Source organism: Rhodococcus sp. D-46 (genome assembly GCF_011290655.1).
Taxonomy (GTDB): domain Bacteria; phylum Actinomycetota; class Actinomycetes; order Mycobacteriales; family Mycobacteriaceae; genus Rhodococcus_F; species Rhodococcus_F qingshengii.
The window spans coordinates 206,144-229,312 of the sequence record NZ_JAANTF010000008.1 but is presented as its reverse complement, the minus strand read 5'-3'; the positions used below and the strand labels follow the sequence as shown (position 1 = coordinate 229,312).

Here is a 23,169-nt window from a genome sequence, read left to right as displayed (position 1 = left end):
TGCCTCCGACCGTGGCCGGGAGTCAACTTGAAGTTGAGCCGAGGGCGCTCAAGCTTGTCGAAATGGTCAACTACAGCCCACGTAGATTTGTTCCCGCCTTCCCCGAAAAGCCGGAAAAGTGCGCCACATCACTTCCGTATCTCTCCGAATGGCTACGATCGGCCGGTGACCGATCCCGACAATTCTCCCGCGCGACCTCCTCGCCCGTCACCTCCACGCCCGGCACCCGAGCGACCCGACGTCTCGGTTCGGCCGCTCCGACCTGCAGCGAGCGACGAGACACCCAAAGCCGTGACATTGTCTACCTCTGCCTGGATCGGCTCGTTCGTCGTCCTGGCCGGAATCGCCGGAGTGGTAGTCACCAGCCTCGACGACGTCCGGTCGGCTCTCGAAGAATCGACTGCGCGCGACAATCCCGGATACTCGTCCACCGACATCTCCGATGCCGTGACCGTCGTACTCGCCGGCAGCGGCGGCGGCGCTCTCGTCCTGGTCCTGCTCGCACTCATGAGCCTTCAACTCCTCCGCGCACGCAAGAACGCCGGGCGGGTGATGACGGCGATCGTGGGAGTCGTGAGCATCGCGGCCGGACTCGGCTTCATGTCTCTGGTCGACGGCGCAGCAGACATCGGCGCCGGAGTTCTGAGATGGGGCCCGATTCTCTACTGCGCCCTGGTCGCGGTGGCGGCGATCGCTCCGTTCGCTCCCGGTGTCAGCACCTGGCTGCGGGGACGCCGATGAAGGTTCACGTACAACTGGACTCCGCGCCGGGCGCGGGCGCTGCTCGTAGCCGTGAACTCGCGGAGACCGGCGCCGGTGGCCTGTTCACGTTCGAGGGACCACACGACGTGTTCTTCCCGCTCGTCGAAGCAGCATCGGCCGTCGACCTCGACCTGATGACCAACGTCGCCATCGCATTCCCCCGCAGTCCCATGCATCTGGCGCATTCGGCCAACGACCTGCAGTTGCTCAGTCGCGGCCACTTTCGACTGGGTCTCGGATCGCAGATCAAACCGCACATCGAAAAACGCTACAGCGCAACATGGTCGCGTCCGGCGGCCCGCATGAAGGAGACGGTCGCAGCGGTCAAGGCGATCTTCACTGCGTGGGAGAACACCTCGACGCTGAACTTCCGCGGCGAGTTCTTCACCCACACGTTGATGCCTCCGACGTTCGATCCCGGCCCCAACCCCTATGGGCCGCCGCCCATCCTGATGGGTGCGCTCGGACCGGTGATGACCAGGACGGCTGCCGAGGTGGCCGACGGACTACTGGTCATGCCGTTCCACACGCAACGACATTTCCTCGAACGAACACTTCCGGCCGTCGATGCCGGTCTTCGCGAATCCGGCCGCACCCGAGACGAATTCACGATCATCCCGCAGGTCATCGTCGGCGTCGGCCGCGGCGAGGATCAACTTGCCGCGGCCGCCAGAGGCGTCCGAGCCCTGCTCTCGTTCTACGGTTCGACGCCCGCATACCGTCCGGTGCTCGACGTCGAAGGGTGGGGCGAGGTCCAACCGGAACTCAATGCCCTGTCGAAGCGAGGTGGCTACACCGAGATGGCGTCGCTGATCACCGATCCGATGCTGACCACACTCGCCGTCGTCGGCACTCCCGAAGAGTGCGCCACCGAGATTCGGCGGCGGTTCGGCGAACATGCCGACGAAGTGTGCTGCTATTTCCCCGGTTACGACGTAGAACCGTCAGACGTGGCGTCGATGATCTCGTCTCTCACCTGAACCCGGTCGAACTTCTTGATCAGGCTCCCAAGGTACGGGCCAGCTCGGTCAACGACTCACGGGCAGCACGCAGGCTCGCGTCACCCTGCTCGACCAGAGGTGCCATCGCCGGAATACGTTGCGCCAAAGTCAGTTCCGCGGTGATGACGGAGACATCCATTCCCATCGACACCCCGAGCACCTGAACGAGTGGCGGGACGGTGTGATCGTTGGCCTCGTTTCCCGAGCCCGGCGCATAGGTGTTTCCGCGGCTGGAGACGATCACCACCGGCTTACCTGCCAGAGGCTGAGTACGCGTGTCGAAAGGGACCGTAGTCCCCAGGACGTGTACGTAGTCGATCCACGCCTTCAACGTGGACGGGATCGACCAGTTGTACATCGGCGCACCGATCACGACGACGTCTGCAGCGGTAAGTTGCTCGATGACCCGAGCCTGGAGTGCTTCCGCGGCGGGATCCGGAATCTCGCCCTCGACTCGCAAGCGTGGTGCATAGTGCAGGGCCGCGTCCGCGAGGTGCGGCAAGGGATCCCGGTGCAGGTCCAACGTCACCGTCGTGTGATCCGGACTGTTCTTCGACCACTGCTGAGCGAACAGTGCGGTCAGATCACGTGAGGTCGAGTGGTGGAGTTCGGCGGACGAATCGATGAGAAGTAGCTGTGGCATCCCTCATCACTACCAGAGCGCGCTCAACTCTTCTCCGCGGCTAGATCGGATTCCGCCGCGTACTGCGCCAGCAGGACTCGTTCGCGCTCGCGACGCGGATAGAAGAACGTCACCACCGCGGCACCGGCACACACGATGATGATCGCCGCGATGTAGGCGTTTGTATCCCCGTCCAGGAAGGCGTTTTTGGCGGCGGTCATGATTTGGTCCGCGTATTGCGGGTAGCGTTCCGCGAGAACTTCGGCGCTGGAGAAGGATTTGGTGAGCGCGGCCTGAGTTTCGGGAGTCACTTCGGATGCGTTCGGCGAGGACGAGATCGCATTTCCCAACGATTTTGCGTACCCGGCCGTGAGTATTCCGCCGAGAATCGACTGCATGATGGCGCCGCCCAGGTCGCGTTGCAGGTCCGAGGTTCCCGACGCCATACCAGCGCGGTGCACGGGAACGGATCCGGTCAGCGAACGCGATGCCGGTGTGCCGGCCAGACCGACGCCGATGCCGACAAGCGCATAGGCCAGCGCGACCTGCCAATACTGTGTGCTTTCGTTCCACAGGAACAGCGCGACGAACAACCCGAGAACCACGAACAGGTAGCCGGCGAGCAGCGTGACGCGGGCGCCGTACCTTTCGATCATGGTCGCCGAGCGCGGCGCAACGATCACCATCGCCAGCGCAGCCGGAATGATCGCCGCACCGGCTGCCAGCGTCGAGTACCCGAGGACGTTCTGCAGGAACTGCTGGCCGATGAACATCGCGCCCATGAGCGAACCGAACACGACCAACCCACCCACCGCCGCGACCCAGAAGGTCGGGCGCGCAGCTACGTGAAGATCGAACAGCGGATTGGCCGCGCGTCGCTGTTGCAGGAAGAACCCGATACCCGCGACAACTGCTATCGCCCCGAGCACCAGAGCCAACGTGCCCGAACCCTTCACCGGCGCAAAGTTGATGGACAACACCAGCGCCCCGATGAAGACGATCGACACTATGCCGCCGAGGTGATCGACTCGCTCGGTCGTCTCGTTGACGTGAGCGGGAACCAACACCAGGGAACAGATCAGTGCCACAAGGGCCAAGGGAAGGGTGACGAAGAAGACCGAACCCCAGTGAAACTGCTCGAGCAGCGCCCCCGAGACGATCGGACCGAGTGCTGAAATCGCGCCACCGATTGCCGACCACATGGCAATCGCCTTGGTTCGTGCCGGTCCGGCCCACAACGCCGTGATGATTGCCAGCGTGGTCGGGAACGCCAGACCTGCCGAGACGCCTCCGACTATCCGAGCGAGGAACAGCACTTCGAAGTTCCCGGCGAATCCCGCCACGATCGACGCCGGAATGGACAGCGCCATGCCGGTGACCAGCAACATCTTGCGGCCGTATCGGTCTCCCAAGGCCCCCAGGTAGAGCACCGTTCCGGCCAGGCCCAGCGAGTAGCCGACCGCGATCAGGTTCAGTTGCGTCTGACTGGCGTCGAAAGCCCGCCCGATATCGGGCAAAGCGACATTCGCGACCGAGAGATTGAGGTTCGCGACCGCAGCGACCAGGATGAGCGTCCCCAGGACGAGGGTGGCTCGATCCGGTGAAGCGGACTTGATGTCACTCGCCATGCGCGTGCTCCCATCGAGGTGGGACCCGAACCTGGGAGTTATGTCCGGATCATCCCGAACTCAAGATAGAACCCTCGTCCGGCGCTCGCATAGTGAACGGGTCCCTATTCGGGCACAATTTCAGCCAGGACGCCCTCGGCGCTGCGGGCGGCGACCAGGCAGGCGCGCGAGGTGAACCTGTCGAAGAGCGGATGTCTGGACAACTCGCGCCATCTGCGGACAGCCGCCGTGGCCCGCGCACGCTGCACCTCCGGCGATTCTTCCGGTTCGCAGCCCAACCGGTCACTTGCCCGGATTCCGTAGCCGCCGATCAGTCTTTGCAGTTGTGCCAGGTCGTCGGGTGGCAGATCCGTGTGTACCGAACGAAGACGCCCGAGCAGGCGAAGTTCGTGAAAGCCGTGAACATCGGCAAGCAACCGTTGCGCCTCCGCCGCGATCTGATCGCCTTCCTCGCTCGGATCGGCTTCGAGGATTCTTCCCAGCGTCACCAACGCCGTGTGCGATTTGAGCTGATCTGCCCGCTGCCCGAATTGAACGTCGATCACCTGACGCAGTTCGTCCAGGCCGCTGCGCTCCAACAATTCGGCCGCCAGGGACGGTGAATCGGTCGCCCCCAACTTGATCGACGTCACGGCGAGGCGAATTCCGAAGAGCCCGAACCGATCGGCCAATTGCGCCCGCATCGCCGCATCGACCGGCAGCGGACTGTCCTGCCTGGCAAAGCGATCCGCGGAGAGCAGTGCAAGGCTCAGATCCTCGGCCGGAACCTGCGCGAGCGCCGAGAAGGCCGCGAACTCGCTCTGCCTCATCGTCCGAGCAGCGAGCGCGAGTAGACCTGCCACCGGAACCACCGACTGGCACAGGCCGGTTCGCTCCAACTCCTCGGCGAATCGCGCCGCGACGTCCTTCGCCGAAGACAACGCGTCGAGCCTGCCTGCGCCGACCTCATCGGCACGCGAGAGAACTCCGATCACTCCGAGTGGCCCGGATTCTCCGCCCACGTGATCCGCGATCTTCCCGAGGAACTGCATGTCACTGGCGTTGAGAGCCCGCAAGAGGTAGACCACTGCATCCGCGCCCGGTGCCTCACCGTCGGGAACGAGCATGTCCCAGGTGCGGGCCGAGACCTCGGTCGAGAGCGACGAAGTGCCCGGTGTGTCGATGATCGTCGTACGAGCCAATGCCGAAGACGGCCAGTCGACGTCGATGCGGTCCACCGAGTCTGCGGTGTACTCGCCCAGATCGAACGTGAGCCTGCCGTCGCGGCGCGTCACCGGCACGTTGAACTCGGCACCGTTCTCGGCCGTCGCGGTCACCTGCGGCGTCGTCCCGTTCCGATACCAGGTGACGACGCGTGTGCATTCCGTCGCGTCGGTAGGCGCTATATCCTGTCCGACAAGCGAATTGAGCAGCGTCGACTTACCCGCTTTGAGGGAGCCGGCGAGCGCCACCCGGAGTGGCTCGTCGAGCCTGGCCGCACATTCTTCCAACTGGGCGCGCGTCTGCGGCTGATCGGCGTAGGCACGTCTGGCGTGGTCGATCAGGGCGTGTGCCGACTCCACTGCGGTCACGGTGGTCGTGGCATTCATGCGTTGGTCACCTTTGCCGAGGCAGGAGCGGGAGTTTCGCCGATCAGCGTTCCGGCAACGGCGTCGAGCTCCGCGACGACGCGCATGTCGGTCTCCAGACGCTTGATCCGAGCGGCATGTTCACTCGACTCCAACTGCGCGGCTTCCTGAGTGGCGCGGAGGGATTCGTTGATCGAGCGCAACGCCTGCTCGGCGATGTCGGTGAAGTGATCACGCAACAGCCGCTGCACCAGGCGTAGGCGATCCTTCGACTCCTTGCCCACCTGGAAGCTGACGTCGTCGGCAAACCGTCGGATAGCCGCTTTCGCCTCAGCGCGACGCTTGAGCACCTGAGCCTGCTTGTCTTCACGATAAGCCTTGGTGCCCAGCAGAACCCCGGCGCCGATGGAGATCGGGTTGACCAGAGCCATGCCCATCATCGTGGTGATCAAGCCGAACATGAGCACGCCGCCGTACGAGCCGCGCATGCCGACCAGGACTTTCTGAGTGATGCCGATTCGGCCGGATTCGAGGTCCGCCAATGCACCGACCGGTTCCAGGAAACCGTCGGTGTCGGCGACGTCGAGATGCGGGAGCGCGACGTCACCGGTCTCCGCAAAGTGCTGCGCCACAACTTCTGCCAGCCACTGTGCGCGATCATGCGCCCACACGAAGTTGTCACCGATCGCGGTGGCGATCTCCTGTTCGAGCCACTCCCCCACGACGTCCCAGTCCTTACCGGGATCGCCTTCGTCGACCGTCTCCTCGGCCTGGCGGGTCACCCGGCGCAACCGGTCCCGGAGGTCGTGATCGATGTCGGCGGCGAGGTCTGCGATGCCGTCACCGAGGCTCTGCTGCCACAGTGAGGTCTTCTTGTGCAGTTCCTCGGCCGCTGCCCGGGCACGCTGCAGTCCCGCGACCGCTGCCTGAGCGGTCGACGGATCCTTCAGCGCCGCAAGCTCACTGCCCATCTCCAACGTCAGATGCGCTGCCGCAGAACGCACATCCATCGCAACTGCGCGTCGAGTATTCGATTCGGCACGCGCAACGACGTTGTCCCGCAAGAACTGATAGAGGTCCAAAAATCCGGATTCCGCTTCGAGTTCCTTGTCCCCCAGCCTCAGCGCGTGCGAGCGCAGTACCGAGGAGATCGGAATGAGCGGCAGATCCAACCCGGCACGCTGGAGATGTCCGCGATCGGCGTCGAGGATCTGCCGCCAATGCGGGTACAGATCGGTCTTGCTGATCAGCCCGGCTACCGCAGGACACAGATTGACGACCTGGCGGATGAATCCCAGCTCCGGTTCGGTGAACTCCTGGCTGGAGTCCGACAGAACCAACACTGCATCGGCCGCAGTGATCAATCCCAATGTTCCTGCAGCATGAGGATTTCCATGACCGCCGACACCAGGGGTGTCGATCAGAACCAAACCGTCGGCCAACAGCGGACTGGGAACACCCACTTCCACACGCAGAACCTCACGCCCTTCGGCGCGAGGCGTGGCCGGGGTGATCCCCATCAGTTCCTCGAGCGGGAGGGGCACCCGAATGGGCGCCGCACCCGGATCGGCGAGAATCAGTTCGGCGACCGCGGTCTCCGCGTACTGGACTACCGTCGCCACGGCCGTGGTCTCGTCGTCACCGACCGAGCACACGTCGATGCCGAGCAGAGAATTGACGAACTGGCTCTTGCCCTGCTTGAGGGGTCCGACCACCACGATGCGAATACGCGGGTCGTTGACTCTCACCTGAGCGTTCTCGAGTCGGCGCACCAGATCCGTGCGCCCGAAATCCTTCGCCACGACGGCTGTTCGTTCGAGCAACGACGCCGTCGACGACGCGACGCGCGCCTTCCGGCTGCTTACCTGACTCGCTGAATCACTCATGAGCTACGTTGACCCGCAATTCTTCCCGACTCGAATATCCGGCCCTGCGAACGCATAGCGCACGCAGGGCCGGATTTGTTACATCAGGTCATTTTGACCGATTTCAGTTCCTGCGTCAGCAGATCAGGGATGCAGGTGATCGACAACCGCAACCGGGTCGATGTGATCGACCGGCGCTGCAACCGAATCCTCGGCGAAGAGCGAGTGTTCGGTATCGGCGCTCAGACCCGAAGTGGAACCCGAACCGAAAGCATCGGTCGCATCGATCGACGACCACGGGTTCAGCGCACCGGTCAACGAACTCGTCAGGTCCGACACTCCGCTCACTGCTCCACCGAGGGATCCGCCCAGGTCAGCGACTCCGCCGCCGCCAACGGTACCGCCGCCGCCAACGGTACCGCCGCCGTCGACTGTGCCACCGGCAGCTGCGGCTGCGTCGGCACCGATCGAACCCGTCACGTCGGTGACTGCTCCGACAGCCCCGCCGAGCGATCCACCGAGATCGGTGACGCCGTTCAGTGCGCCGCCGAGCGACCCACCCAAACCAGCCGCAGCGTTCGTGGCCGCGTCGAGACCTGCTGTTGCGTCGAGACCTGCTGTTGCGTCCAGCGCGCCGCCCACAGTTGCTCCGAGGTCGCCGGTCACACCGCCGAGGTTCAGGCCTTCTGCCGCGATGCTTCCGAGGTCGACGGAAGGCAGTTCAGCGGAGATCGGGCCGAGGTTCACAGCGCCGAGGTCGACGGAGGGCAAGTCGGCACCGATCGAACCGGTGTCGATTCCGCCGAGGTTCAGTGCCGTGTCCAGCGCTCCACCGAGTGCACCTTCGGCACCGAGAACGCTGTCGAGAGAGCCCCCCAGCCCGAGGCCCGCGCCCAGCGCACCGTCCAGCGCGCCGGTCAGGTCCGTGCCCACGGAACCGACAGCACCCAAGCCGCCTGCACCTGCGAGGGCGGTGTCGAGAGCCGCAGCGACACCGGCTGCCAAGCCTGCTTCACCGCCCAGACCGAGTGCACCACCGAGGTCGATTCCGGTAAGTCCGCCTGCGCCCAGCGCTGCGTCGAGAGCGCCGCCGAGACCGCCCGCGAGCCCGGCATCGACGCCGAGTGCCGAACCGAGAACACCCTCGAGGGCCGTCGACAGATTCGCGCCTCCGGCCAGAGCTGCCGCGAGGTCTGCGCCGAGACCGCCTTCGAGGTCGAGTGCTCCCCCGAGCAGTCCACCGAGTGCGCCACCCAGGTCGGCTCCGACCGTTCCCCCGGCACCGAGGGCGCCGGAGAGTGCCGCGCTGAGCTGCGCGCCGAGGTCTGCTCCGCCGCCGAGTACGGCGTCGAGGTCGAGTCCGCCGCCGAGACCCAGTGCTGCGTCGAGTGCGCCGCCCAATGCAGTTTCCAGACCGCCGCCGACGCCGAGTGCTCCGCCGAGGGCGCCACTCAGGGCAGCACCGAGATCGAGGCCGCCCGCGATATCGGTGAGAACGCTGACATCCGTGATCGCGCCGAGGACGCCGCCGAGCGATGCACCCAGATCGGCGCCGATCGTGCCGCCGGCTCCCAGGACGCCCGAGAGCGCGCCGGACAATGCCGTGCTGAGGTCGCCTGTCAGAGCGCCGGCAAGATCCAGGCCGCCGCCGAGTGCAAGAGCGGATTCCAGTGCGCCGGTCAGGCTCGTGCCCAGTTCGCCGCCGATGTCAAGGAGACCGCTGAGGTCTGCTGCGCCGCCGAGGAGTCCACCGAGAGCCAGGCCGAGATCGGCTCCGAGGTCACCACCGATGGCGAATACGGGTGCGAGAGCTCCGCTGAGCCCTGCCGTCAGGTCGAGTCCGCCGACTGCGCCGATCGCGGCGTCGAGGGCTGCTCCCAGCTCCGCAGTCAGGCCGCCGGTCACACCGAGGGCGCCGCCCAGAGCCGCGCTGAGCTGTGCGCCCAGATCGAGAGCTCCTTCGAGATCGAGTGCGCCGCCCAAACCGAGACCGGCTTCGATCACAGCGCCGAAGGCTGCGCCGAGTTCGGCACTGATCTCGCCACCGATGGCAAGCGCAGCGCTGAGGGCTGCTGCGAAGTCGCCGACCAGGTCGAACTGGCCGCCGAGGGCGCCTCCGACTCCGATTCCTGCACCGGCGCCGAGACCCAGGCTGCCGCCGAGGCCACCACCGAGACCACCGGTGAGTCCACCACCGAGACCACCGCCGAGTCCGAGACCACCGCCGATTGCACCGGCAGCGGACGCACCGGCGTTGACGATCGCGGACAGGTCGGCGCCACCACCGGCAAAGAGTCCGGACTCGGCCACCAGCGGAGCGACCGCGACGATGTCGGCGGGGCTGACGTCGCACAGACCGGCAGCATCGAGTGCCGCGGTCGGGTTGGCGCAGTAGTTGGCAGCTGCCTCGTCGTCACGAAGTAGCCCGAGGATGAATTCGAGTACGGCGTTCGTTGCCATGGCGGGTTCTCCTGAAGTTCGTTGACCGGGTTGTTGCCGGTGGGTAGTTGCCGGTGGTCCGGAAACTGGTGCGCTGCCAGAGGTAGCGAGTGGAATCAACGCTAAGAACTTTTGCGACTGGGGCCAACGGGGAGCACCCCCCTCTTCTCCAGGGACAGGTGGGGAAGCCCCCCATTGGGCTACGCCCGGTCGGAATAGGGGATTTGCCCCGATTAGGGGATCGGTCCCCTACTTCGTCGCGACGCCTCCGATCCGGTAACGATCTAGGTCCTGAAACCGACATCGCAGACAACCGCGACAGTCCTTCTGTCGCCCACGACCAGGGGAGTTCGTTCATGGCGGCAGGGCTCGGCATCAGCATCGGTTCGGCCACTCTCGTAGCTGTCACCGACGGCTCGACCGGTGAAACGCAACAGGTCCGCTTACCCAGTGCGCTGCAATTGGACGACGGATCCGTCATCACCGGATTTGTCGAGCGCGTCGGAGACCCGATTCCGATACTTGCGGCCGACGGTACCGAGTACCGCGGCGAGGCTCTCGCGGCGACAGCGGTCGGCGCACTGGTAGACCAGGCAGGCGGTAACGAAGGGCCAACTGTCGTCCTGGCTCACCCGGTGGGGTGGAACCGCCACACGGCACGCACCATGGAGTCCGCTCTGGACCACGTCGGAATTCACGGGGCGACTCTCGTCGCCGAACCCGCAGCCGTCATGGCGTGGCTCGCCGCTTCCGGAACTGTCGTCAGCGACGGTCTGACCGTCGTCTACGACCTCGGTGCTCGCTCGCTCGACGTCACGATGATGTCCACGACCGACGGACGAAGCGAGATCTTCGGTAAGCCGCTGCGCAGCGAGGACATCGGCGGCGACGAATTCGATCACCTCGTCACCGTTCACCTGCTCGATGCGGTTTCCGACCAGTTCGCAACCCTTGATCCCTTTGCACCCGAGACGATTGCAGCGCTGGAAACTCTGCGCGAGCATGCCCGCGCAGCCAAGGAGGAACTTTCCACCGAGACGGAAACCGTTGCCCGCGTGGCGCTTCCCGGTGCCGTCAGCGACGTTCGACTCGTTCGTTCCGAACTCGAAGATCTGATCCGGCCCGCCCTCACCGAATCGGTGGCATTGGTTCGCGAAAGCCTGCGATCTGCCGGCGTCGAGTCCAGTGACGTCAATCAGGTTGTCCTGGCCGGCGGAAGCTCGTCCATTCCCCTTGTCGCCGAACTACTGTCCGCGGAGCTTCGTGTCCCGGTGATCGCCGACGCCGATCCAGCGTCGTGCGCGGCGTCCGGCGCCGCGGCCCTCGCACTCGACGCCAGAGACTCGCAAGTGCCGGCCGCTGCCACTGCAGTGATTCCCGCCGAGCCGTCTCGCAAGCCCGCACCGGTTCCCGCCTTCTCCACTCCGTTGCTTGCCGAGCCGACCGAAGAAGAGAACACGGCGACTCGACGCTCGTCGAGGGTCGGCGTAGTTGCTGCAGTGGTGGGAGCATTCATCGTGCTCGCCGCAGGCGGGCTCGGAATCGGAACTGCCATGGACAAGATCAACGTTCCGTCCAGTTCGGCGAACACCACCAGCGAGTCCACCTCCTCGACCGCATCGACCACCGCGGGCTCTACTCCCGGCAGCACCACGGCAGCGGAAGCGGCAGGCACCGGATCCACGACTGCGAACAACGGCACTCGAAGCAATCAGCCCGGTTCTCCTGCTGCCGCAGGCGGCTCTACGACGGCGCCGGGGGCAGTTCCGGTTGCCGGCGCACCGGCGGGATCCTCGCCCGCACCGGGCGAGACCGCTCCGTCGGCGCCTGCACCTGCCGCACCCGGCGCCCCGGCGCCCGCACCTGCTCCCGCCCCGGCACCAGCACCCGCACCCGCGCCTGGAGCCGGCGTCGGGACCGGTGTCGGTGACGCTGCGACCGGCATCGGAAACGGAGTCGGCGGTCTGGTCGACGGTGTCGGCAACGGAGTCGGCGGCGTGGTCGGAGGTCTCGGTAACGTCGTCGGTGGTGTCGGAAACGTGGTCGGTGGTGTCGTCGGCGGCGTCACCGCACCGATCCGCTGACCGGCGGTCTTTCGATGAACCGTGACAACTGCACCGAATCGTCGTTCATCGCAGGACTTTTGCGCGACGTCGACCTGACTGCATCGCCACTGCGCCTATTCGTCACCGGGACCGATGCCAGCGCTCGGCCCCAAGTGACGAGGGTTGTACGGAAGCGAATCGAATCGGGTGACAAGCCCGTGGTCACCGCAGTCACGCATGACGTCCCCGCCGACGCGATTGTGGTGATCGCGGACGCGCAAGCTCTGACCTCCGATGAAATCCGTGCCCTGAAAGAGCTTGTCCAACGTGACGACCTCGGAGTTGTCGTAGCCTCCGATCGGATCGATCCACCACTCGCACCGATCTACTCGAACATCTCGAGTTTCGGCACCGTGTTGCATCTGAACCCGTTGAACCGAAACGATATTCGGAAGATCGCGGCCGAGCGAAGAGTCCCGCTCGACGACCGCGCCGTGGTGGCGCTCGAGCATCTGTCCGGTGGTTCCTTCGGGGCGATCGAAGCGTACTTCGCCGCCGCCTCGGCAGGCCGCCTGGAAATGCCGAACGCCATACGCACACACATCCTCCACCAGGTCACCGCTCTGCATCCGATCGAGCGCGAGATCCTCGAAGTTTCACTCGCCGTCCCGGACATCGACGCCTTCGAGCTCGATCTGGGACAGGAGAAGTTCAGCCTCACAGCTGCATTCGACCGGGCACTGGCGACCGGACTGTTCGGTTCGCGATCACCACTCGTCGCGAGCGTGCTCGCCGAGTCGACGAGCACCGGGCGTATCCGCAGCGAGCTGATCAGAATCGTCGCATCACGCGCACACACGAGAACCCTCGATATCGACACAGCACGAAGACTTTTCGACTCCGGAATCCGCCACCGCGATCTCACGGGTGTACTACGAGACGCCGTCGAGGCGAGCACGCCGGCGGTCGCGGCAGATCTCTTTCGCCGCGTGAATTCGATCGAGCCTCTCGGCGTGGCCGACACGCTGCTGTACGCCCAGGTCTCGGCTCGCAGTGGTGACCTCGACACTGCCTGCCGTCTGGCCGATTCCGTCATCGCCGCACCCGATCTCGACGACGCGAGATTGGCTGCGGCGGTGCGAATCCGCGCAGCTTCGTCCGCAGCATGCGGCCAACTCGGCGCCGCTGCAGATCTCTACACCTGGCTGGGGCCAGGGCGCACCGGAAACGAATCCCCCTTCGCCGCAATCACTTTCCTCGGCATCGGCAAGGTCGATGACGCGAACGCGGCGCTCACCGGACACACCGGATCACCGTCGAGCTCGACGGTCGGCGCTACCACACTGGCCAACGGACTGATGCAATCGGTCACCGGGAGCGCACCGAGTGCGCTCAACACGATGTCGCGCGCACTCTCGCTCCCCGGCGGAGCCGACACATCTGAATTCCAGCCTGATTCCGCCCCGGCGCTGGTAGCTCTCGCACTCCTGCACAACGGCGCCCATGAACGGGCCGCCGCTGTCGTCACGTCCGCGATCGCCGCCGACGACGCAAGCAGCCACACGTGGGCGCGACTTCACCTTCTCGGCGCCTGGATCGCGATGGTCCGCGGGCAGGACACGATTCTCGAAGACCTACCGCAGGAGGTAGTCCGCGGCCCCCTCCGTGAGCGTGACGCACTGTTTCTGCATGCTCTGATCGTGGGTCTCGCTCGGCGTTCCGGCGATCTCGCCCAGCTGCGTCGAGCTTGGTCGGGCGCGGCAGGCACCCTCTCGTCCTGCAGCGTTGATCTGTTCAATCTGCTTCCCATCGGCGAACTGTGGCTTGCGGCAGTACGGCTCGAGGAGACCGAGCAGGTCGAGCATCTCGTCGACGACGCGCGCTCACTCCTCCGCGCGCTCGGCGAGCCGCCGCTGTGGTCGTCGCCGCTGCATTGGTACGGCGTCCAGGCGTCGATCCTCTCGCAGTCGCCGGCCGATCTCCTCCCACACGCCCATACACTCGCCGAATCAGCCAAAACTCACACTTACGCAGCCGGTTTGGCGATCGCCGGACGCCAGTGGCTCCTACTGATGCAAGGCAACGTCGACGCAGACGGTGTCGAAGCCGCCGCACGAACGCTCAGTCGGATCGGACTCCCGTGGGACGCCGCTCGCCTCGCCGGCGAAGCAGCGCTGCGCACCCCGGACACCAAATCGGCCACGGCACTGCTCCACGTTGCGCGCTCGCTACGCACAACGTCGACGGCCGAGACAAGTGCAACCGATACCGCCACAAGTGCGGCGCCACCGTCGGTGTTGACCGAGCGCGAACAAGAAGTTGCCGAACTCGTCGTCGTCGGACTGACGTATCGGGAAATCGGCGAACGCCTCTACATCTCCGCTAAAACCGTCGAGCACCATGTCGCACGCATCAAGCGGCGCGTCGGGGCGCAGTCTCGTTCGGAACTGCTCACCATCCTTCGCAGCATGACACCGCCGAACAAGTAGTTAGCTGCATATTGTCCAGAGGGTTGCGTATATCCGTTTAAGTGATAGCTTTCACAGGAATCAGGACATGCCTGCCGAGCAAAGTTCGGTAACTGTGAAACGGGGATCGCTATGAAGTGGGGAGTCGGACTCGCCGTCGGCAACAAACGAAGCATTGCTGCGATCGCGAGACCTGACTCGGAGCTGGTGACCCTCGAACGCGAATCGGTTCTGCACCACGCCCCCGACGGCACCGTGCAGCTAGGCGGAACCGCGGCGGGGTCCACCGGGTTGCGCGGGTTCCTCGACAGGGTCGGCACCGACGATACCGACAACTTCTCCGAGCACATGACGCGAGGGGAGGAACTGGTAGCGACAGCAATGTATTGCCTGGTCAAGGAAGTCCGAACACTCACCGATCAGAACCTGAACATCTCTGCGGTGATCCCCGCAGGTTGGTCGAGCGATTCCGTCGACGTACTGCGCGGCGCACTCGACAGCATGAATCTCGACGGCGTCGAACTGATTTCAGAAGATGAAGCCTCTGCGGCTTGGCTCGCGGATCCGGACGCCGACGACCGTGCTGCTCGCGGAGCCGCAGCGTTGGCCGCACCCTTCTCGATCACCTCTACCTGTCCCGAACCCCAGCCAACCGATTTTGCCGAGCCAGAGGACACCCCCGAAGAGTTTCCGCCGTTCGTTCTGATCGAACCGGAGCCGGAATCCGGCGTGGAGGCACCGGTCACGAAAGAACCGAGCATCGACGGTTGGCTGAATCGCCAGTGGCGGTCGGAGCGCCGACCGATCATCGCCGCAGCAGCCGCCGCAGTCTTTCTGACGGTGTCGGGTTGCGCGGCAGCGGTCATCATCGGACACACTCCGACCATTTCAGCACCCAGGATTCTCGACGCACAATCTTCCCTGTCCCCCGGGACGGACACAGCTGCCACCCCGACGAGTTCATCCGGGACAGGCACGCAATCAGCGACCTCACCCCCACCGGAAGTACCCGCTCTCGGCGCGCAGCCGACGGCGCAGTCGTGGGCATCCGAAGCGGAATCGACCTCATCCGAATCCCAGCCCATTCCGGTGAGTCCGGGCACCGGTACAGAGAAATCCACTACGGCGAACGTCCCCGCGCAACAGGGATCGCCGATCACCATCCAGATCGATCCCCTTCGGATCGAGAACCTGCCGCCGGTCGTCGGACCGCTGGATCCGGTCGATCCGGATACCCCGGACACTCCCGCCGTGACCGCCCCCACTGATACACAGACAACGCCGACGCAGCCGTCCAACCCGACCGACACAACCGATCCGGTGGTTCCGAATCCCGACATGCCCGTCATGCCATTGGCCCCGAGACCCGGAATGCCAAGTTAGACAGAATAACTCGACTTGCCGACAACAGGCACATATTCCTCGTCGAAACTTTTCCCCTATGGTGGGTGCGGTACCTACCGGCTCGGTGCCGGGGACTTGAAGGGATTTCATGCGTAACTCGTTGGCGATCCGCACCGCTGTGGTCGGCGCCTCGGCACTACTGCTCGCAGCTCCATTCACCACGACGGCATCGGCAGAGCCCGCCTCCGACACGCATGTCGAACAGCTCGGGGCAGATCAGCTTCCGGCTGAGCTGATCGAGGCGATCACACGCGATCTGAAGATCTCCCCACAGGAGTATCTGGACCGCGCTGCCAAAGCTCAGGAACTCGGTGCATACGCCCAGGAATTCAAGTCCGAGCGCCCTGGCGACTACGCCGGCTCGTGGATGGGACTCGACGGTCAACCCGTCGTAGCCGTCACCACCACCGAAGCTGCACGCATCGCGGCCGACGACGGTTACCGCACGCACGTCGCCCCCGTCTCCGCCGACACCCTCGAGAAGACGCTGGCCGACGTCAACGGATGGATTGCCGGGCTGCCCAAGGAAATCTCACGCGCAGTCAATTCGGCGACTATCGACGTCCTGAACAACCAGGTCGTCATCGACGTCGCGAACAGCCCCGTCGGGCAGGCGCTCAATCTTCCGACCCTGCTCGAGAACACCAAGATCGTTCTCAGCCCGGACGGTGGCGGATCGGTTGATCCCGGAGCACTCGGCGGCGACACCTACATCACGTCGACAGGCCCCATTCGCGAGACACCGACCGAGAACATCTCGGTCTGCTCGTTCGGGTTCAACGCCGTCGACGATCAGAACAATGCTCTCAATATCAGTGCCGGACACTGCAATCCGGCCGAGGGTTCGAAGTCGCCCGTCTACCTGCCGAATCACGCGAACGTCGACGACAGTCAGTTGATCGGAGCATTCTCACAGTCTTCCGTCGGCAACAACGCCGGCGATCTCGATTACTCGGTCATCAAGTTCGACCAGTCCGGCATCGACGCGGGCCTCGACCGTGCTGCCGTCCGCGGTGCCAACGGGACCACCCTCGCGATCACGGGAACAGCACGTCCCGTGATCGGCGCTCCCATCTGCAAGTCCGGCCAGACGTCGTCCTTCACCTGTGGTGTCGTGGCAGCCGATCGCGTCGAAACTCAACTGGTCATGGCGGACGGTGATTCACGAACCGTTCGCGGATTCGCCGGCACCGCGTGCACCCTCGCCGGGGACAGTGGCGGCGCCATCGTCTCCGGAACCTTGGCTCTGGGCATCACCAGCGGCTCCAACAGCAGCGGAGCACCCAGTTGCAACGAAGCGAACCTGGTACTGGCGACCTCCGGTGGAACCTCGAATCTGGGTATTCCGGTCGGAGACATCCTCGACGCGGCAGATCGCGCTTCCGGTGGCGGTGTCGGTGCCGGAATCCGCGTCCGCACTGCAGGTTGACCAACCACTGATTCACGCACTGTGCCCGCCGATCCGTTTCGCGATTGGCGGGCACAGTGCTGTTGTCGGTCGGGGTCAGCGCTGTCTGCTCATGTAACGGGTGGGAATAGCGCGTTCGAACCCATATAGTCATGGTCGACTGTGATCGGCTCACCACAAGTCCGTGAGCCGTATCCGTGTGCTCCCAGGGGGGTGGTACGCGGTCAACGAAGTGGAAAGGCCCACATGCGAAGCTCCATCGCACGTCGCGCCGCAGTGTTCGGTTCGGCCGCGCTGCTGCTCCTCGGACCGATTACCGCGGTCGCGAACGCAGAACCGAACGAATCCGGGGTATCCGATCAGGCAGCCCATCTGCCCGTGGAACTCGCCGAAGCCCTACAGCACGACTTGGCGCTGACGCCCGACCAGTTCGTCTCGCGTTCCGAACTCGCGCAGAAGCTCGCGGAGTTCGCCGCCATCGCGCGCGTCCAGTTTCCCGACTCTTTTGCCGGAGTGTGGCTCGACGACCTCGGCAAGGGCATCGTCGCTCTCGCTGACGGTCGCGACAAGGATGCTGCCCGCGAGGCCGCCGAGAAGGCCGGTTTCGAGGTCAAGGACGTCGCGCAGAGCGAGCAGGCTCTGCAAGGTCAACTCTCGGCACTCAACACCTGGCTCGATTCGCAGCCTGCCGAGGTCGCAGACCTCGTGCGTGGCATCGCCGTCGACGTCGTCGGCAACGGAGTCGCCCTCACGGCCGATCCTGCCGCCGGCATCGAATTGCCTGAATTCCTGAAGCGGACCGTCGTCCATACCGCTGCTCCGCTACTGGTTCCCCCGATCGTCGCGGACCTCATCCCCGCAACCGGATCCGCAACCGGCGACGCTGCACTGGGCGGAGACGCCTTCGGCGCAACCTCCGGTAACACAGGACTGCGTTGTTCGTTCGGCTTCAACGGCACCGACGGTTCAGGACGCACAGTCAACATCAGCGCCGGTCACTGCGATCCCAACCGTGCCGCTGCCGGCACCTCGAACTCCAGCCAGGTCTTCCCGATGGTGAACAACCAGACCGGGCCCCGCGTCGGGTACTTCGCCAAGAGCAGCTTCGACGGGCGCGACTACTCGATCATCAACATCGACGACAACGCGAAGTACCGCTTCGAGAACAACAGCGTGCGGGTCCCGTTCAACCGCTCGGTCAACATCACCGGTACCGCCGATCCTGTCGTGGGCGCCCCGGTCTGCAAGGCAGGATCGACCACAGGCTTCAGCTGCGGCGTCGTCACCGGCGTCAACCGCGTCGCAAAGGTTTTGGATCACACCCTCGACAACGGCTTCACCACCAACATCTGCGTCCTGCAGGGTGACAGCGGTGGCCCGATCGTCTCCGGAACGTTGGCAGTGGGCATCACGAGTGCGTCCAACGTCGCCACCTCTCCCCTGTGCGAGATCGCTCAGGCAGAGACACTGTTCGGGCAAGAAGCCCCGACCCAGTACGCGACGCCGATCAACGACATCCTCGCCGCCAACCCAGGCCTGAAGGTTCGCGACTACTGATCACACGCATTCCTCGAGACAGCAAAACGGGCGCCACACCTTCTGAAGGTGTGGCGCCCGTTTCGGCATTCGTGACGCTCTACTGGAAGAGAGTTGTTCCAGCCGGAGCGTTCAGAACCTTGATCAGGTCCAAGCCCGCGACGACGGCGGTTCCGCCGCCGGCGAGGATGGTACCGGCGACTCCACCGATACCGGCCCCTGTGACCATGCCGGGCAGGCAGCCGACGACCAGGCCGGGCAGACCCACGATGCAACCGATGACCGCCCCGACGATCGTGCCGGTGAGGCTACCGATCTGCGTGGCAAGCCCGAGCTGTGACTGGAACTTCTCGATTGCCTTCTGATCCTCGTCAGGCGAAGCAACCGGGGTGAACTCGGCAGCGACCGGCTTTGGCTTGGAGCTGGCCGGGTCCAGGTTCGGCTTGAGGGTGAGGGTCTTGCCGTCCTCACTGACGGTCTCGTCGAACGGGAACTGAACGTCGCCGAGGTTGAACGCGAGCGGAAGACTCACGAGAGTTGCGCCCTGGCTGTTCTGCAAGTCGACGTGAGTTCCGTCGCCCGAGACCCGGAATGCTCCGGCGTCGATGGTGGTGACAACGGCCTGGTCGGCGACCTCGGCGGTGTACGAAACGTCGGGTGACGTCTCCGGAGCTGCGTAAGAAGTACCTGCAGCGATGCCCGTAGCGGCAATGGTCATCGCTGCGACGGCCGCAGCTTTTCGAATGAACATTTTTGATCCTCCCCGGGATCGGGCGGGCGTCAGTCGATGACTCACACCACCCGTTTCCCCTGTGCGTGACGGGCGTAACGATAACAGCCGGTCGGTTGTTCTCACCTGCTCGGAACCCGACTTAGGGCTGCCTGACAGATGGACACCTGACGGGCACCGCCTAACGTGACGACCAGACATGTCTGCGTCTGGCCCAGCCCGTCCGACGCAGAAGATCGATCTCTCCAGGCCACGAGCGGTTACCAGCCGGTACCCACAGGCTGGTAATGCTAGTTACTGGCGGGTAACATAACGCAGGTTAGTATCAGTGGGCTGTCCCGAGGTGGCCGACGCGTCGCCCTGAAACGAAAGGCCGCGACATGAATGCCCTGACGATTACGTTGGGCACGATTGGTGCTCTGCTGAGCTTGGTGTGTTGGTACATCTTCCTCTCAGGCGCGCTGAGGATGTTCAACACCGTGCGCATCGGCCAGTCGGCACCCGATCGATGGCGCCCGTTCTTCCCTCGCTTCAAGCAGATGATCATCGAGTTCATCGCGCACACGCGCATGAACAAGTTCCGCAGCGTCGGCTGGGCCCACTGGCTCGTCATGGTCGGCTTCCTCGGTGGGTTCCTGCTGTGGTTCGAGGCCTACGGCCAGACGTTCAACCCCGAGTTCCACTGGCCCATCTTCGGTAATACGTGGGCGTGGCACCTGTGGGACGAGATCCTCGGCCTGGGCACCGTCATCGGTATCACCACGCTGATCGTGATCCGTCAGCTCAACCACCCGCGTCTGCCCGCGCGCCTGTCCCGTTTCGGCGGCTCCAACTTCAAGGCTGCCTACGTCATCGAAGGCATCGTCCTGCTCGAGGGCCTGGGCATGATCATGGTCAAGGCAGGCAAGATCGCGACCTACGGTCACGCCAACCCGTGGACCGACTTCTTCACCATGCAGGTCGCGAAACTGCTTCCCGCCAGCCCCGTCATGATCTCGGTGTTCGCATTCGTGAAGCTGATGACCGGCATGATCTGGCTCGCGATCGTGGGCCGCAACATCACCTGGGGCGTCGCGTGGCACCGCTTCTCGGCGTTCTTCAACATCTACTTCAAGCGTGAAGACGACGGCACCGTCGCGCTCGGCGCAGCAAAGCCCATGATGTCCAAGGGCAAAGTCCTGACGATGGAGAACGTCGACCCCGACACCGACACTCTCGGCGCCGGAAACATCGAAGACTTCTCCTGGAAGGGCTGGCTGGACTTCACCACCTGCACCGAGTGCGGGCGTTGCCAGTCCCAGTGCCCTGCTTGGAACACCGGAAAGCCGCTCTCGCCCAAGCTGCTCATCATGTCGCTGCGTGACCACGGCTACGCCAAGGCCCCGTACCTGCTCGCTGGTGGACGCAAGGACATGGGCGGCGACGAGATCGGTCTCGTCGACAGCGAAGGCAATGTCAAGGAAGCCGCACTCGCAGCCATCCCCGAGGCCGCACGTCTCGAGGCCGACCGCAAGCTCGTCGGTGAAACCGTCGAAGGTGAGATGGCCCCGGTCATCGACGCCGAAACCTTGTGGAGCTGCACCAACTGCGGTGCCTGCGTCGAACAGTGCCCCGTCGACATCGAACACGTCGACCACATCATCGACATGCGTCGCTACCAGGTCCTGATCGAATCGGAGTTCCCCTCCGAGCTCGCCGGCCTGTTCAAGAACCTCGAGAACAAGGGCAACCCCTGGGGTCAGAACTCCAAGGACCGTCTCAACTGGATCAACGAGATGGACTTCGAGATCCCTGTCTTCGGCAAGGACGCCGACAGCTTCGAGGACTACGAGTACCTCTTCTGGGTCGGCTGCGCCGGCGCCTACGAAGACCGTGCCAAGAAGACCACCAAGGCTGTCGCCGAACTCCTCGCCACCGCGGGAGTGAAGTTCATGGTCCTGGGCGCCGACGAAACCTGCACCGGCGACTCCGCACGTCGTGCCGGCAACGAGTTCTTGTTCCAGCAGCTCGCGATGCAGAACATCGAGATGCTCAATTCGGTCTTCGACGGTATCGAGCAGAAGAAGCGCAAGATCGTCGTCACCTGTGCGCACTGCTTCAACGCCCTCGGCAACGAGTACCCGGAGGTGGGCGGCGACTACGAGGTCGTGCACCACACTCAGCTGCTCAACCGTCTGGTGCGCCAGAAGAAGCTGATCCCGGTTGCGTCCGTGAGCGAAGACGTCACCTACCACGACCCGTGCTTCCTCGGACGCCACAACAAGGTTTACGACGCTCCCCGTGAACTCATGGAAGCCTCAGGCTCCAAGCTCGTCGAAATGCCGCGTCACGGCGAACGTTCCATGTGCTGTGGTGCCGGTGGTGCTCGCATGTGGATGGAAGAGAACATCGGCAAGCGCATCAACGTCGACCGCGTCGACGAAGCGCTCTCCACCAACCCCAAGAAGATCGCCACGGGTTGCCCGTTCTGCCGCGTCATGCTCACCGACGGCGTCACTGCCCGCCAGGAGCAAGGCCAGGGCGAAGGCGTCGAGGTCGTCGACGTCGCGCAGCTGATGCTGAACTCCGTCACCCGCCTCGATCCCGCCCAGCTCGGCGAGAACATCAAGGTGATCCCGCGTGAGAAGGCCCCGGTCGCTGCTGAGGCAAAGGCTGAGACCGTCGAGCAGGATCGGGTCGCCGAAGTCGAGGAAGCCGCCGCGACTCCGGAAGCCAAGGCTGCACCGGCAGGCAAGGGTCTGGCCATGAAGGGCCTCGCCAAAGCACCAGGCGCAAAAGCTCCCGGAGCCAAGGCACCAGGCAAGGGCCTCGGAATGGCCGGCGGGGCAAAGGCTCCCGGCGCCAAGAAGGCGGCTCCCGCCGCAAGCGCGGAAGCTCCCGCCGCCGAAGCTGCTGCACCGGCCACACCTGTGGCAAAGCCCAAGGGTCTCGGTCTTGCGGGCGGAGCCAAGGCTCCCGGCGGCAAGGGACTGCAGATGAAGGGCGCCGCCAAGGCACCCGGAGCAAAGGCTGCTCCTGCTTCTGAAGCACCTGCTGCTGCTCCGGCAGCTGAGGCTGCTCAGGCTGGTGCACCCGAAGCTGCTGCACCCGTCGCCAAGCCGAAGGGTCTGGGCCTGGCGTCCGGCGCCAAGGCACCCGGCGGCAAGGGACTGCAGATGAAGGGTGGGGCCAAGGCTCCTGGTGCAAAGGCTGCTCCGGCTTCTGAAGCACCTGCTGCTGCTCCGGCAGAGGCTCCGGCCGCCGAGGCGGAAGCCCCGAAGGCTCCGCCTGCTGCCAAGGCCGGCGGACTCGGATTCAAGTCGGGCGCAAAGGCTCCCGGCGCTCGGAAGGCAGCTCCCGCTGCGGCCCCGGCGCCGGCTGCTGAGGCCCCGGCTCCCGAGGCCGAACCTGTGAAGGCAGAACCCGCTGAAGCGCCTGCTGAGGCGTCCGCACCCGCGGAAGCTCCGGCGCCTGCTGCCGCGCCGCCCGCCCCCAAGGCAGGCGGACTCGGATTCAAGGCCGGCGCGAAGGCTCCTGGCCGCAAGAAGTAAGCGCACCACACGCGAATGCCCTCACCGTCATGGTGAGGGCATTCGTGTTTGTGCGGGAGCCTTTGCCGACCGAGCACCCTTTCCCTCGACCCAACACACCGTCCAGCACACGGAAACCGGTGCTCGCCCTATGCAAGTGGTGCCCACTCCCCGCCAACTCGAG

The 23,169-nt window shown here is 64.7% G+C and carries 14 protein-coding genes; 8 read left to right on the top strand and 6 right to left on the bottom strand.

Annotated elements, in window-relative coordinates; translation table 11 throughout:
* The first annotated feature begins 165 nt into the window (after positions 1-165).
* Complete coding sequence (locus tag G9U53_RS21945) at positions 166-741, top strand: hypothetical protein (RefSeq protein ID WP_039972689.1); 576 nt, start codon at positions 166-168, stop codon at positions 739-741.
* Positions 738-1,742, top strand: coding sequence for a TIGR03617 family F420-dependent LLM class oxidoreductase (locus tag G9U53_RS21940; RefSeq protein WP_070162097.1), 1,005 nt, complete (start codon positions 738-740; stop codon positions 1,740-1,742). The genes G9U53_RS21945 and G9U53_RS21940 overlap by 4 nt, the downstream gene beginning before the upstream one ends.
* A gap of 19 nt (positions 1,743-1,761) precedes the next feature.
* On the opposite strand, the gene G9U53_RS21935 is transcribed toward G9U53_RS21940, so the two are convergent.
* The 5 genes from G9U53_RS21935 to G9U53_RS21915 form a co-directional block, all read right to left on the bottom strand.
* A complete protein-coding gene (locus G9U53_RS21935; protein WP_054827513.1) occupies positions 1,762-2,406 on the bottom strand; it encodes an NAD(P)H-dependent oxidoreductase in 645 nt (214 codons plus the stop codon).
* A 23-nt stretch (positions 2,407-2,429) separates the two neighbouring features.
* Positions 2,430-4,013 (bottom strand): MFS transporter, encoded by a 1,584-nt coding sequence (locus tag G9U53_RS21930; RefSeq protein WP_007726692.1) that lies wholly within the window; start codon positions 4,011-4,013, stop codon positions 2,430-2,432.
* A 104-nt stretch (positions 4,014-4,117) separates the two neighbouring features.
* Positions 4,118-5,602, bottom strand: coding sequence for a dynamin family protein (locus G9U53_RS21925; RefSeq protein ID WP_042452229.1), 1,485 nt, complete (start codon positions 5,600-5,602; stop codon positions 4,118-4,120).
* Positions 5,599-7,467 (bottom strand): dynamin family protein, encoded by a 1,869-nt coding sequence (locus G9U53_RS21920; RefSeq protein ID WP_007726689.1) that lies wholly within the window; start codon positions 7,465-7,467, stop codon positions 5,599-5,601. Before G9U53_RS21920 ends, G9U53_RS21925 begins: the two co-directional genes overlap by 4 nt.
* 123 nt (positions 7,468-7,590) lie before the next feature.
* Entirely contained in the window at positions 7,591-9,906 is a 2,316-nt protein-coding gene (locus G9U53_RS21915; RefSeq protein WP_165639196.1) for an IniB N-terminal domain-containing protein, read from the bottom strand.
* Positions 9,907-10,241: 335 nt separating this feature from the next.
* Between G9U53_RS21915 and G9U53_RS21910 the strand changes: the two genes are divergently transcribed.
* The 5 genes from G9U53_RS21910 (at position 10,242) to G9U53_RS21890 (ending at position 18,767) form a co-directional block, all read left to right on the top strand.
* On the top strand, positions 10,242-11,969 hold the full coding sequence (locus tag G9U53_RS21910; protein ID WP_065352067.1) for an Hsp70 family protein: 1,728 nt from the start codon (positions 10,242-10,244) through the stop codon (positions 11,967-11,969).
* A 14-nt stretch (positions 11,970-11,983) separates the two neighbouring features.
* A complete protein-coding gene (locus G9U53_RS21905; protein ID WP_165639195.1) occupies positions 11,984-14,419 on the top strand; it encodes a LuxR C-terminal-related transcriptional regulator in 2,436 nt (811 codons plus the stop codon).
* Positions 14,420-14,530: 111 nt separating this feature from the next.
* Complete coding sequence (locus G9U53_RS21900; RefSeq protein WP_047269499.1) at positions 14,531-15,781, top strand: hypothetical protein; 1,251 nt, start codon at positions 14,531-14,533, stop codon at positions 15,779-15,781.
* 109 nt (positions 15,782-15,890) lie between these two features.
* Positions 15,891-17,231 carry a S1 family peptidase gene (locus G9U53_RS21895; protein WP_054187118.1) on the top strand — a complete coding sequence of 447 codons (1,341 nt, stop codon included), beginning with the start codon at positions 15,891-15,893 and terminating at the stop codon, positions 17,229-17,231.
* A 225-nt stretch (positions 17,232-17,456) separates the two neighbouring features.
* A complete protein-coding gene (locus G9U53_RS21890; RefSeq protein WP_054187117.1) occupies positions 17,457-18,767 on the top strand; it encodes a S1 family peptidase in 1,311 nt (436 codons plus the stop codon).
* 79 nt (positions 18,768-18,846) lie between these two features.
* Here the strand turns inward: G9U53_RS21890 and G9U53_RS21885 are convergent, their stop codons facing one another.
* Positions 18,847-19,497: an ammonium transporter gene (locus G9U53_RS21885; protein ID WP_165639194.1), complete on the bottom strand. Its 651-nt coding sequence runs from the start codon at positions 19,495-19,497 to the stop codon at positions 18,847-18,849.
* 359 nt (positions 19,498-19,856) lie between these two features.
* Here G9U53_RS21885 and G9U53_RS21880 point away from each other — a divergent pair, with 359 nt between their 5' ends.
* Positions 19,857-23,006 (top strand): (Fe-S)-binding protein, encoded by a 3,150-nt coding sequence (locus G9U53_RS21880; RefSeq protein ID WP_165639193.1) that lies wholly within the window; start codon positions 19,857-19,859, stop codon positions 23,004-23,006.
* The last annotated feature ends 163 nt before the right edge of the window (positions 23,007-23,169 follow it).

Bases quoted from the DNA above. Each gene is read 5' to 3' on its own strand.
- G9U53_RS21940 (WP_070162097.1), top strand. From the start codon at position 738: ATGAAGGTTCACGTACAACTGGACTCCGCGCCGGGCGCGGGCGCTGCT.
- G9U53_RS21935 (WP_054827513.1), bottom strand. From the start codon at position 2,406: ATGCCACAGCTACTTCTCATCGATTCGTCCGCCGAACTCCACCACTCG.
- G9U53_RS21930 (WP_007726692.1), bottom strand. From the start codon at position 4,013: ATGGCGAGTGACATCAAGTCCGCTTCACCGGATCGAGCCACCCTCGTC.
- G9U53_RS21925 (WP_042452229.1), bottom strand. From the start codon at position 5,602: ATGAATGCCACGACCACCGTGACCGCAGTGGAGTCGGCACACGCCCTG.
- G9U53_RS21920 (WP_007726689.1), bottom strand. From the start codon at position 7,467: ATGAGTGATTCAGCGAGTCAGGTAAGCAGCCGGAAGGCGCGCGTCGCG.
- G9U53_RS21915 (WP_165639196.1), bottom strand. From the start codon at position 9,906: ATGGCAACGAACGCCGTACTCGAATTCATCCTCGGGCTACTTCGTGAC.
- G9U53_RS21910 (WP_065352067.1), top strand. From the start codon at position 10,242: ATGGCGGCAGGGCTCGGCATCAGCATCGGTTCGGCCACTCTCGTAGCT.
- G9U53_RS21905 (WP_165639195.1), top strand. From the start codon at position 11,984: ATGAACCGTGACAACTGCACCGAATCGTCGTTCATCGCAGGACTTTTG.
- G9U53_RS21900 (WP_047269499.1), top strand. From the start codon at position 14,531: ATGAAGTGGGGAGTCGGACTCGCCGTCGGCAACAAACGAAGCATTGCT.
- G9U53_RS21895 (WP_054187118.1), top strand. From the start codon at position 15,891: ATGCGTAACTCGTTGGCGATCCGCACCGCTGTGGTCGGCGCCTCGGCA.
- G9U53_RS21890 (WP_054187117.1), top strand. From the start codon at position 17,457: ATGCGAAGCTCCATCGCACGTCGCGCCGCAGTGTTCGGTTCGGCCGCG.
- G9U53_RS21885 (WP_165639194.1), bottom strand. From the start codon at position 19,497: ATGTTCATTCGAAAAGCTGCGGCCGTCGCAGCGATGACCATTGCCGCT.
- G9U53_RS21880 (WP_165639193.1), top strand. From the start codon at position 19,857: ATGAATGCCCTGACGATTACGTTGGGCACGATTGGTGCTCTGCTGAGC.